Source organism: Snodgrassella sp. W8135 (assembly GCF_016101225.1).
GTDB classification, from domain to species: Bacteria; Pseudomonadota; Gammaproteobacteria; order Burkholderiales; family Neisseriaceae; genus Snodgrassella; species Snodgrassella alvi.
Window position 1 is genome coordinate 1,231,730 of sequence record NZ_JACFQX010000001.1, and the last position, 12,053, is coordinate 1,243,782.

Sequence of the window (12,053 nt, forward strand, 5' to 3'; positions counted from 1 at the left end):
TTATTATTAATGCGACAAATTGACTTCTATATTATCAATTAAACGGGTAGTTCCCAAGATTGCAGCAGCCAGAATAACCAGATTTTTATCGGATATCTGAGCTTTTGTCAGCGTTTGTGCCTGCCTGATTTCAATATAATCAACCTGCCATCCATTTTGTTGCAAATACGTTGCGGCACTATTTTCCAAAGCCGAAAAGTTAGTATTTCCCAGCTTAATTGCATCGGCAATATTTTGTAACTGTGCAAACAACTGTGCTGCCTGTACATGCTCCTGTGCCGAAAGATAACCATTACGGCTGGATAAAGCCAAACCGGTTTGTGCTCGTTCAATTTCTACCGGAATGATTTCTATATTCATATTCAGATCCTGAACCATGCCTTTTATCACAGCCAGTTGCTGATAGTCTTTTTTACCAAAACAGGCTACATCAGGTTGAACAATATTAAACAATTTAGTTACTATTGTCGCCACCCCGCGAAAATGACCCGGACGGCTGCGCCCGCATAACTCATTCTGGATTGCCGGCGGTTCAACAAAATAACTCTGCACACCATTTGGATAAAGCTCGCTTTCATCAGGTGCAAATACCACATCAGCACCAGCTGCTTTAAGTTTTTCTGCATCCTGCTCTAAAGTACGCGGATATTTATCAAAATCTTCCCCGGCACCAAACTGTATCCTGTTAACAAATATACTTACTACCACTGAATCTGCATAAGCTTTAGCTGTACGTACCAGTGACAAATGACCTTCATGCAGATTACCCATAGTCGGTACCAAGGCTACGCGTTTAGCCTGCCTGCGCCATGAACGCATTTCAGCAATGGTATGTATTATATGCATAAATTATCCTGTAAAACTAAAACACACATAATTTATATACTGTTAATAAATGTCTTGTATATGTGAGAGTGAAATTATAACACTGCAAACCTACATTACAGAGTATCTGTAAAGCTTGTGTCATCATTTAAATATGTTACTATCAAACCAGACATGGCAGTAAGGATGCATATTATCAAATGTAAATTTTTGTATAGAACATCTTCCTTAGCCAATTAACCCATCTGAACTTAAGGAGCATTTATGAAAATCAAACACTGGTTCGCCGCTGCGGCCATGTGCTCTGCACTGGTGCTAACAGCCTGTGGCGGAAGTAAAAATAATTCAGAATCTGCATCTGCACCTGCACAGTCTAGTGCCGATAAAACTTATATTGTGGGTACAAATGCCGAATTTGCCCCTTTCGAGTCACGTACCGCTAATGGTTCACTTACCGGTTTTGATATTGACTTGCTTACCGCAATGGCTAAAGCCGGTAATTTCAAAATACAGTTTAAAGACCAGCCCTGGGATGGTCTGTTTGCCAGTTTAAATAATGGCGATTTAGATATAGTAGCTTCCGGGGTAACCATCACTGATGAACGTAAACAAAGTATGACTTTCAGCGATCCGTACTTTGATATTTCTATGATGGTACTGACACCGAAAGCAAAAACCTTTCATTCTCTGGCAGAGTTAAATAATATGCAGCGGGTAGCTGTTGCAAGTGGTCAGACCGGTGATCTGGCCGTTCAGAAAATACTTGGTGCCCAAAGTACCAAAATTGCCCGTTTTGATAGTGTACCTTTAGCCATTAAAGAGCTGGAAAATGGCGGAGTTGAGGCCATGGTTTCAGATGGTGCTGTTATCAGTAATTATGTTAAAGCCAACGGTGCTGATAAATTTACTATTAATAAGGTACCGGAATTTGGTGTAGACCATTATGGATTCGTGGTACGCAAAGGTGATACAGCCACAGTAGAAAAACTGAATGATGCATTGAAAAAAATTCGTGCCAGTGGCGAGTACGACAAAATCTACGCCAAATACTTTTCTAATTAAATCTTTCCCTGCCTTTTCAGGCAGTATTCATGATAAGCCTGTTATTAACATAACAGGCTTTTTTCATTAAATAATAATGTAATCTGCGCTGCGGCATTTATTATCACTTTTTACCTCCTGATTTGGCTTTTATCTGGCAAGGTTCTAAAATAGCCGTTTTCTTTAAAATAATATAAAACAGATATGAGTTATCGGATAACTGTTTTACCGGCAAGTGAAACTTTTTACGCAAAACAAGGGGAATCACTGCTTAATGCGGCTATTGAAAACGGTATTATGCTGCCGCATGCCTGTAAAAGTGGCTGTTGTGGTGCCTGCAAGGCGCAACTGACCGAGGGCAAAACTACTGAAATCAATTCACAGGCGGCCTTGAACAGTAAAGACAGCAATCAGCAGGATATTTTATTATGCTGTCAGAGTGCTGAAAGTGATATAACACTTTATCTACCCAATTATCTGGGTAAAAATAATCAGCCGGTTCAAACGCTGAATGCGCGGATTGATGATATTCGCTATTGTGCCAATGTAGCCATTATTACCCTGAAACTGCCGCTAAAAAAACAGTTTAATTTTACAGCCGGACAATATGTCGATATTGTTCTCGCTGATAATTTACGCCGCAGTTACTCCATCGCCGGTTTTAATACTGATACTCGTCAGCTGGTTATTCATGTCCGCCGCCATACGGGTGGTGTTTTTTCTGAACAATTATTTGACGGACGGCTTCAGCAAAAAGATATTATTCACATTCACGGACCTTTAGGCAGCTTTCAACTGAGTAAACAGCAAAAACCATTAATTATGCTGGCATCTGGTACTGGTATTGCGCCAATTGAAGCTATGCTGAATACTCTGGCTGAACAACAATACCGGCAGGCTATCCATGTATACTGGGGAGTAGCCGCAGAAGAAAATTTGTACGATGCTACCTTATTGGACAAACTCTGCGCCAAATTGGTTCAGGCAAAGTGGACAGCGGTACTGGCCCGTCCGGAATCAGCCTGGAAAGGAGCTCGAGGGTATGTACAGGATATCGCTTTAAATGATTATCCTGACATGAGCAACCATGAAGTATATGCATGCGGACATCCGCAAATGATTGCCAGCGCACAATCCTTATTCTTCAAACAGGCTGCTCTGGCAGAAACAGCTTTCTTTGCCGATAATTTTACTCCTGCATCCTGAGTTATTTATGAAACTGACACCTCGTAAACATTATCTGCTGATGATTTTGTTATTACTTATTTACAGTCTGGTAATGATTTATGCGCTGGCTTATCCGCCGAATCCTAACCGGATTATTGAAACCTGGCTGCTTATGCTGCTTTTACAGCGTTTCTTCCCGAGCGTATGGCGCTGGCTGATGTGGTTAAGTGCTATTATTATTCTTTTATACCACCCTACTGCTACTCTGTACGGCCGGCCAAGTTTTGGTATTGTTGCTTCGTTATTAAGCACAACCGCCAGTGAAGCAAGTGAATATATATGTGCTATTCCATGGCACACCTACCTTGCTACTATTTTACTGGCTGCCGTTCCGCTGTTTATTGTACGTTTTAATCGTAAAGCCGCAGCACCTCGCTGGCGCTTTTACTGGAGTATTCCGCTGGTACTGATTCTAATAGTAATGACAGTACAGACAGCACGTAAGGGCTATACAACCGGTGGTTTTGCGTTGCGCGCACAACCAGTGGAATTTTTAGCAGATGCCTATCTGCAACCACGAGCCTATTTTGCTGCACTGGCAAAAATGAAGCAGGATTTAGCCAAACCTGACAACTGGCAAATCAGCAGCAGCCATCAGATTTATCGTAACTATGTACTAATTATCGGTGAAAGTGTACGTGCAGACTATATGCATCTGTATGGCTTTAAATATGCAGATACACCATTTCTGGATAAACATGCCAATATTGTTATGGATAATATGCTGTCTGCCGGCCCCAACACGCCTATTTCATTATTACACGGCTTAACGCTAAGCCATGGCAAACCTTTCAGCATTCAGAATAATGTTATTACTCTGGCTAAGAAAGCCGGTATGGATACTGTCTGGTTATCTAATCAGGGGGCTCTCGGACAATACGATACATCAATTTCCACTATTGCTCATCAGGCAAATCAGGTGACTTTTCTGAAAACAACCGGATACGATTTTGGTATACGCAGCTTTGATGATCAACTTATTGCACCGCTGCAAAAAGTTTTAAATCAGCCACTGCCTGCGAATCGGTCACGGCTGATTGTGCTGCATATCATGGGTTCTCATCCTAATCCGTGCGACCGTCTTCCACAACCAGCGCATCACTATGTCGATAATAACAACAGTAACTGCTATATTGACACTATCCGGCAGACAGACAATTTACTAAGTCAGATATATAGTGCATTACAGCACAGCGGTCAGCCATTCAGTATGTTGTATTTCAGCGATCACGGTTTAAGTCACGATAAAAACAGTTATGAAAAAAACAGCATCGTGCGTTCTGAAAGTATTCTTCGTCATAATGATCACTTCTATCAGAACTATCATGTTCCATTAGTGATTATCAGCAGTAATCAAACTGGACAATTACGTAACAAAGCACGGCGCAGCGGTTTAGAATTGCTGGATGGAGTTGCACAATGGCTGGGAATCAGCACCCCACAACTGCCGTATAGTAAACAATTTTTCAGTGAAACGGACAGTACTCAGCTAGAGGTTCTGGATCTCAATCAGCGGTTACAACCTGTAGATAAGCTGCAAAACGATCCTCTCCCTGCACAATTGCAGTGACAATTACATAAAAAAACAATCTCTCTGTTTTTTTACAAAGCAGAGAGATTAAATTTTTCAAATAATTTCAGATTAAAGCTTTACATTTGATATGAATCAAAACACTTCTGAACAAAAACATTATAATGAATTTACTTTGATTGGTTTCCTCTTGATGTGTGTGTTTAAGTGTGGCTCTTCGCCACACTTTTTTTTATCTTAATTTTGACATTCTTAACATAATTATTCAATTGTTACTGATTCAAATTTGTTCTGATCAGCTTCCTGAGAATCCGCAAAATCCAGTACTACTTCATCTGACTGCGGAAGATAATCTATAAGCACAGCACCGCCCTCACTTAACCTTCCGAACAGCAATTCATCTGCCAGCAATTTACGGATACGTTCCTGTATCAGACGATGCATCGGACGCGCACCCATTGCTGCATCAAAACCATTTTTAGCCAGAAAAACACGCAGAGCCGGTGTAAATTCTGCCACAACCTGTTTAGACAATAACTGCTGTTCCAGAGCCAGCAAGAACTTATCAACCACTTTCGCAATAATTTGTTCATCCAATGCCTTAAATAGAACAATAGCATCCAGGCGATTGCGAAATTCAGGAGTAAAAGTATTCTTAATAGCAATCAAACTGTCAGACTGTTCACGCTGACCGGTAAATCCAAGATTCGGTCTGGCAAGCTCGGCAGCACCTGCATTAGTGGTCATAATGACAATTACATTACGAAAATCCGCACTACGTCCATTATTATCTGTGAGTTTGGCATAATCCATCACTTGTAACAGCACATTAAATACATCAGGATGGGCTTTTTCAATTTCATCCAGCAGTAACACACAATACGGCTGTTTATTCACCGCGTCAGTTAACAATCCACCCTGCTCGTATCCAACATAGCCCGGCGGTGAACCAATCAAACGCGAAACTGCATGCCGTTCCATATATTCAGACATATCAAAGCGTAGTAATGGTAAATCCAGCAACTGCGCCAGCTGTCTGGCAACCTCAGTTTTACCGACGCCGGTAGGCCCGGCAAACAGAAAACTGCCAATCGGCTTATCAGCCGGTTTCAAACCGGAACGAGCCATTTTTATTGATGCAGCCAGTACATCAATAGCCTGATCCTGTCCAAAAACTTTTGCTTTCAGGTTATCGGCCAGAAAACGCAATACCTGCTTATCATCATGAGAAACAGCAGTTTCCGGAATACGTGCCACCTTAGCGACAATAGCCTCAATCTCAGCCCGTCCGATAACTTTACGCTGTCTGGATTTCGGCTGAATTTTTTGTGCAGCAGCTGCCTCATCAATGATATCAATCGCCTTATCAGGCAGAAATCGCTCGTTTATATAGCGTGCGGATAACTCAGCAGCAGCCTGTAATGCTGCACGGGTATAACGTACCTGATGAAAGTGCTCAAATGCCGGACGTAAGCCCTGCAATATCTGTACCGTTTCCGGTACGGAAGGTTCTACTACATCTATTTTCTGAAAACGCCGGCTTAATGCATGATCCTTATCAAAAATAGTACGGTATTCCTGATACGTAGTGGCGCCAATACAGCGCATACTTCCTTTAGCTAACGCGGGCTTAAGCAGATTGGATGCATCCATTGTCCCGCCGGATACACTGCCGGCTCCGATGATGGTATGAATTTCATCAACAAACAATACAGCTTTATCCAGCTCACTTAATTCTTTGATTACTGCTTTCAGGCGTGCTTCAAAATCACCACGATATTTGGTACCGGCCAGCAGTGCGCCCATATCCAGAGAAAAAACTACTGACCCCTTAATAGATTCAGGTACCTTTTCATTCACCAGCAGATAGGCCAGTCCTTCTGCCAGAGCAGTTTTACCTACACCAGCCTCACCTACCAGTAATGGATTGTTTTTGCGCCGTCGACACAATGTCTGAATCAGACGCTGCATTTCTTCATTGCGTCCGATTAACGGATCAATACGTCCGGCCATTACCTCCATATTAAGATTCACTGTATACAGTTCGAGTGCTTTTGCCTCTGCTTTGGCTGCTTCTGTTTCATTATTCTGCTCGGTATTTTTATCCTGAGAAAAACGATGATTACCCAGTGTCAGATATCGCAGCACATCCAGACGGGTTACTGATTGCGATTCAATAAAATAGACAGCATGACTGTCTTTTTCCGACATTATCGCAACCAATACATCAACCGGCGTTACCTCTCCTTTTGCCTGAGCCGCACGTACATGCACGATAGCCTGCTGTAAAACCCGCTGAAAACCCAGTGTAGGCTGTAATTCAGACTGTTCCAGCTCATTATCCGGCAAAACCGGAGTGTTTTCATAAATACTCTGTTGTAACTGTTTAGCCAGCAAATGATTGTCTACACCCACAGCCTGTAATACTTCACTAACATCTTCACTTTGTTGCAACAGGCCGAGCAATAAATGTTCCACTCCAATAAATTCGAAGGCACGGCTACGAGCCTCGGCATAAACATATTGCAGAATTTTTTCAAGCTGTGCCGAAATCATATCCGACCTCCTGACAAAGTAACGTTATCAATAGCGACTGCAACCAATTTTATTCACTTGTATAAACAACATGAAGCATACACGATAAAATTCAAGTAGCGCCCGCAGAACTAATATTTCACCCGTAATTACCCAAACAGGCAATTCAGGCCTCTTCTACCAAACACTGTAAAGGAAAACCGGCTGCTTCCGAGCGTGACAAAACCTGATTACATTTTGTTTCTGCAATATCTTTTTGAAACACACCGCATATCCCGCTGCCTGATTCATGTACCATCAGCATAATAGCTATGGCCTGCGTATGTGGTAAATGAAACACATCCATTAAAATTGCAATTACAAAGTCCATTGTCGTGTAATCATCATTCAGCAAAACCACTTTATAGCGCTTTGGCGGCATTATCATGGATTTCTGGCTCTGGCTAACAATTTGTATCTTCGAATTTGACATTGTCTATTAATCTACATGTATCTGTGGGTTTTTAGTAACGGTTTTAATAATTTTATCATTTTTCGGTAAGCTTGCTTGACGTTAGTTCTTAACCTATGTAAAAAGACTACTTAACAAGTCAGACATAGACTGCCAGACAAACTGTTGTACAGTCGTTCACTATTTTTTTGGCCTTTTTGTGTCGTAAACTTGTTCTTTATTTTGTTTTTTATGTATAGGAAGTTTCATGGCAACTGGTATTGTTAAGTGGTTTAACGACGCTAAAGGTTTTGGTTTTATTACCCCAGATGAAGGTGGCGAAGATTTGTTTGCACATTTCTCTGCAATCAACATGAATGGTTTCAAAACCTTGAAAGAAGGTCAACGTGTATCTTTTGATGTGACCACCGGTCCAAAAGGTAAACAAGCGGCTAATATTCAGGCAGCTTAATCTTAGCCGGTTGTCCGGTTAGTCTAAAATAGCGGCAAAAGCCGCTATTTTCTGTTTGAAATTGAAGAAATTGTCTTTTGCAGGATAATGACCTAAATATTTATCTGTATCATTAATCTCTATTTAACTGGCCGTTGATATTCAGACAGTTAATATTCCTGCACGTAATTTGTCCTGAAATTCCTGTATCTGAATTGATATATTTCTTACTGAAACTATCTTAAAAGACAGAATTAATATCCAAATACAAAAACCGCAGCAATAAACAAGCTGCGGTTTTTTACAGGATAAATCGTTTAAATAATCTATCAGGACTGAACAGATGATTTAGCCGGTAACAGCAAATTAAGCACAATCGCCAGTAAAGCGCACAAACCCACACCAGCAAAAGCCATCGTACCAATCTTCACAACCATACCGCCGATACCGACAGTCAGTACGGAACTGACAATCACCAGATTACGCGGTTCCATCAAATCCACTTTGGCATCAATCAGCGTTTTCAAACCTAATGAAGCAATAGTACCAAACAGCAACAACATAATCCCGCCCATTACCGGCAACGGAATAGAGCTGAGAAATGCATTAAACTTACCAAAAAAAGCCATAAAAATTGCAAAAACGGCTGCCCAGGTCATAATTACCGGATTACTGTTTTTAGTAATCATCACCGCGCCGGTAACCTCTCCATAAGTAGTAACCGGAGGGCCGCCAATCAGACCGGCCACACATACACCCAAACCATCACCCAGCAAAGTCCGATGCAAACCGGGGTCTTTTACATAATCGTGGCCTGTTACCTTACCAATCGCCATGATTCCGCCAATATGCTCAATAGCTGGTGCGATAGCTACGGGCAGCATAAACAGTGCAGCCTGCCAGTTAACCTCAGGTGTAGCGAAATGCGGCACAGCAAACCAGGGTGCCGCTGCCATGGCACTGGTATCTACCATACCGGTAAATAAGGCCATAATATAACCGGCAGCCACACCGATCAGAATCGGAATCAGCCGCATCATTTTGCTGCCGAATACTGTAACAATAACCGTTACAGCAAATGTGAAACCGGACAAAAATAATGAATGAGCGTAATCAACCACCTGCTTATCACCGGATCTGCCCATAGCCATACTGCTCGCTACCACAGCCACCGATAAACCTATCACCATAATCACCGGACCAATGACCACTGGTGGCAGTAAACGATGTACTGAAGCCAGACCGCGCCATTTAATTAATGCGGCAAAAACAAAATACATAAAGCCGGCAGCAAACAGACCAAACATAGTTGAACCAAGTCCCCATTCCTGCATGGCATAAATAATCGGTGCAATAAACGCAAAAGAGGAACCAAGATAAATCGGTACTTTACGTTTAGTACAAAGTTGAAATAATAAAGTACCTATACCTGCACCCATTAATGCCAGTGCCGGATTCAGCCCTGTCAGCAACGGTACCAGAACCATAGCACCAAATGCTACAAACAGAATTTGCGCGCCGGCAAGCGCGAGTTTCAAATGGTGTCCCACCCTGACACTCCCGATAAATAAACAAAACCCAGTATTATAATATAGGACGTTATAAAAAATAGTTATAGTTTGTCGCCATCAGGCTAAAACTTGAATATTTTATTTAATCGTTAAAACAGCAGTTTAATTGTAAATTTAAAAAATAATCACCAAAAAGGCTTGCACGATTTAATTTTATTGCGCATAATGCGCTCCTCTTTCGCCGGCATAGCTCAGTTGGTAGAGCAGCTGACTTGTAATCAGAAGGTCCCGAGTTCGACTCTTGGTGCCGGCACCAGTTAAAAACAAAAAAGCATAATCTCAGGATTATGCTTTTTTGTTTTTAACGACCATCTGCTCTTCTGGATTTTTTATTAACAAAATAAGTTAATACTTATGAGTGATTATCACTTATGCCTGTCTCTAAAAAATCAATCAGTAATTACTGAACTTTCGTCCTATCTTACATTAAACTAATATGCGGTCTTGTCTGTTTTAATTATCGTATATTTATGTAATCGTAATTTATCTTTATCACTTGAGATTTATTGACAGACACAATAGTTTTATATTTATACAATGATAAATAATTTTAAAAATTAACAATTTATATCCGTTATTCTAAAGCAGAGTTATTATCACAGATATTAAAATATTGTTAGCAGAAACTAAAAATTTGTTTTAGAATAATTACACGCTGAACGTTTATCGCCCATCCATCTGAGTTAATCAGGATTACTGGATGGCATTTTTAATTGTAGCGGCTTCAGCATATGTATATTGCAGTAAAAAATCCATGTCTCAAAATATCTATCAGTTAAAACCGCATGAACGCCCCATGATGGCGGGCTCACCGTCATTTCCCGACCATCCGTGGAAAAGGCGTTTATGCTACGGCATCATTGGAACAATCGTTGGCTTAACTGCCGGATTTACCAATGGCATGATGCTGGCTAACATTCCCCAGATTCAGGGCTACTTGGGACTGACACCTGAACAGGGCGGCTGGATACAGGTATCTTATTACATGTTCAGCGCCATTATCAGTGTATTACTTTTTAAAATCCGCCAGAATTTCGGGTTGCCGCGTTATGTAGGCTATATCATTCTTGGGCTGATACTGACTAATTGCCTTCAGTTTTTTTTCCATGATTATTATATGGAATTATTCGCCCGTGGTATGAGCGGGTTGGTAGGCGGCAGCTTAAACAGTGTAGCCATGTATTACATGATGCAGGCGATGCCGGCTATTCATCGTGGTAAAGGCATGATATTCGGGCTGGGGCTTACTCAGCTCAGCCAGCCGCTGGCCAGATTTATTTCTCCCCTGCTTTTACAGCACGAACAGTTTCAGCTTGTATTCAGCTTTCAGCTAGGTATGGCATTACTGGTATGCGGTGCAGTATGGCTGTTACCTATTCCCTCTGGCTATCTGGAAAAATCTTTCGAAAAAATTGATCTGATAAGCTTCCCTTTGCTGGCTGCCGGAATTGCCTTTATTTCTGCAGGAGCGGTACAAGGCAGGATTGTCTGGTGGGACAAAGACTGGATTGGCTGGCTGTTTGTAGCCGGCGTCGTATGCTGTATGCTTTCCGTGATTATTGAATACAACCGCAAACACCCGATGCTGGATATCAAATGGATGATGCATACCAACGGTATGCTCCAGATACTGATTTTCGGTTCACTGATACGGGTTGCCTTATCTGAACAAAATATGGGTGCGGCCGGTCTGATGACAGTTTTAGGTCTGAGTAATGACCAGATGATACATTTTTATGCTGTTGTTTCCTGCGGTGCTGCACTCGGATTGCTTACTAGTGTATTAACATTCAATCCTCTTGATATTAAATTACCTTTGGTCATTTCATTTGCCATTATTGCTATGGCCAGTTTTATGGAAGTTGGACAGAATCAGTGGTCACGGCCGGTTAACTTCTATATTCCCGAGTTTATGATTGCCTTTGCTTCGCTGTTTTTTTTCGGGCCGGTTATGATGGAAGGACTGATACGGGCTCTTTCCAAAGACCCTGTATACATCATGAGTTTCTCGGCAGTATTCGGTTTTTCACAAACTGTCGGTGGACTAATCGGTTCAGCGTTACTTAATGCTTTCATTACGATCAGAACACGCATTCATCTGATTAACAGCGCAGACAGTGCATACCTGACAGACCCGCTAGTCAATCAGGCAATTCAGAAGAATGCTCTGGCCAGCCAGCGCTTTAGTTTTGATAGCAGCTGGAATCATGCCTATGGTGTCAGTAAACTGATTCAACAGGACACCATGCTGGCACAAATAGCTGCTTACAATGATTTATTTGTTTTGGTGGGAATCGGTTCGTTAATCTGCTTTCTGGTTGTCGGCGCACATCGCTGGTGGCATCAGATACACGGTACCAACCCTATCGGGCGTGAACTGAGAAACTATGCGGCTGCCCGCCAGCGTGCAATGCAAGAACCGCCAAAACAATAAAATAAAGA

9 protein-coding genes and 1 tRNA gene are annotated in these 12,053 nt (G+C 41.8%); 6 read left to right on the forward strand and 4 right to left on the reverse strand.

Translation table 11 applies throughout. The annotated features are described in order from the left end of the window. Nucleotides 1-6: 6 nt before the first annotated feature. The gene (gene panC / locus H3T75_RS05520; protein ID WP_037391876.1) at nucleotides 7-846 is read right to left on the reverse strand and encodes a pantoate--beta-alanine ligase; all 840 of its coding nucleotides are present in this window, start codon (nucleotides 844-846) and stop codon (nucleotides 7-9) included. Between the two features lie 243 nt (nucleotides 847-1,089). Here panC and H3T75_RS05525 point away from each other — a divergent pair, with 243 nt between their 5' ends. The 3 genes from H3T75_RS05525 to H3T75_RS05535 all read left to right on the forward strand — a co-directional run bounded on the left by H3T75_RS05525 (nucleotide 1,090) and on the right by H3T75_RS05535 (nucleotide 4,663). Then, entirely contained in the window at nucleotides 1,090-1,887 is a 798-nt protein-coding gene (locus tag H3T75_RS05525) for a basic amino acid ABC transporter substrate-binding protein (protein ID WP_084551603.1), read from the forward strand. A 183-nt stretch (nucleotides 1,888-2,070) separates the two neighbouring features. Next, nucleotides 2,071-3,072 (forward strand): 2Fe-2S iron-sulfur cluster-binding protein, encoded by a 1,002-nt coding sequence (locus H3T75_RS05530; RefSeq protein ID WP_198211214.1) that lies wholly within the window; start codon nucleotides 2,071-2,073, stop codon nucleotides 3,070-3,072. Nucleotides 3,073-3,079: 7 nt separating this feature from the next. Then, complete coding sequence (locus tag H3T75_RS05535) at nucleotides 3,080-4,663, forward strand: phosphoethanolamine transferase (protein ID WP_084551605.1); 1,584 nt, start codon at nucleotides 3,080-3,082, stop codon at nucleotides 4,661-4,663. Nucleotides 4,664-4,885: 222 nt separating this feature from the next. Here the strand turns inward: H3T75_RS05535 and clpA are convergent, their stop codons facing one another. Together clpA and clpS are read right to left on the reverse strand one after the other, a co-directional pair. After that, on the reverse strand, nucleotides 4,886-7,180 hold the full coding sequence (clpA, locus tag H3T75_RS05540) for an ATP-dependent Clp protease ATP-binding subunit ClpA (RefSeq protein WP_198211215.1): 2,295 nt from the start codon (nucleotides 7,178-7,180) through the stop codon (nucleotides 4,886-4,888). Nucleotides 7,181-7,325: 145 nt separating this feature from the next. Then, entirely contained in the window at nucleotides 7,326-7,631 is a 306-nt protein-coding gene (gene clpS / locus H3T75_RS05545) for an ATP-dependent Clp protease adapter ClpS (RefSeq protein WP_025330480.1), read from the reverse strand. 226 nt (nucleotides 7,632-7,857) lie between these two features. Here clpS and H3T75_RS05550 point away from each other — a divergent pair, with 226 nt between their 5' ends. Then, nucleotides 7,858-8,061 carry a cold-shock protein gene (locus tag H3T75_RS05550; protein WP_025330479.1) on the forward strand — a complete coding sequence of 68 codons (204 nt, stop codon included), beginning with the start codon at nucleotides 7,858-7,860 and terminating at the stop codon, nucleotides 8,059-8,061. Nucleotides 8,062-8,369: 308 nt separating this feature from the next. Here H3T75_RS05550 and H3T75_RS05555 read toward each other — a convergent pair whose 3' ends face one another. Then, a complete protein-coding gene (locus H3T75_RS05555; RefSeq protein WP_078474813.1) occupies nucleotides 8,370-9,590 on the reverse strand; it encodes a uracil-xanthine permease family protein in 1,221 nt (406 codons plus the stop codon). 201 nt (nucleotides 9,591-9,791) lie between these two features. Between H3T75_RS05555 and H3T75_RS05560 the strand changes: the two genes are divergently transcribed. Beyond that, nucleotides 9,792-9,867, forward strand: a tRNA-Thr gene (locus tag H3T75_RS05560). A 444-nt stretch (nucleotides 9,868-10,311) separates the two neighbouring features. Next, nucleotides 10,312-12,045 carry an MFS transporter gene (locus tag H3T75_RS05565; RefSeq protein WP_084551606.1) on the forward strand — a complete coding sequence of 578 codons (1,734 nt, stop codon included), beginning with the start codon at nucleotides 10,312-10,314 and terminating at the stop codon, nucleotides 12,043-12,045. Nucleotides 12,046-12,053 lie beyond the last annotated feature (8 nt).

Coding starts and splice junctions, on each gene's coding strand:
- H3T75_RS05565 (WP_084551606.1), top strand. CDS start 10,312: ATGGCATTTTTAATTGTAGCGGCTTCAGCATATGTATATTGCAGTAAA.
- H3T75_RS05535 (WP_084551605.1), top strand. CDS start 3,080: ATGAAACTGACACCTCGTAAACATTATCTGCTGATGATTTTGTTATTA.
- clpA (WP_198211215.1), bottom strand. CDS start 7,180: ATGATTTCGGCACAGCTTGAAAAAATTCTGCAATATGTTTATGCCGAG.
- H3T75_RS05525 (WP_084551603.1), top strand. CDS start 1,090: ATGAAAATCAAACACTGGTTCGCCGCTGCGGCCATGTGCTCTGCACTG.
- H3T75_RS05550 (WP_025330479.1), top strand. CDS start 7,858: ATGGCAACTGGTATTGTTAAGTGGTTTAACGACGCTAAAGGTTTTGGT.
- H3T75_RS05530 (WP_198211214.1), top strand. CDS start 2,071: ATGAGTTATCGGATAACTGTTTTACCGGCAAGTGAAACTTTTTACGCA.
- clpS (WP_025330480.1), bottom strand. CDS start 7,631: ATGTCAAATTCGAAGATACAAATTGTTAGCCAGAGCCAGAAATCCATG.
- panC (WP_037391876.1), bottom strand. CDS start 846: ATGCATATAATACATACCATTGCTGAAATGCGTTCATGGCGCAGGCAG.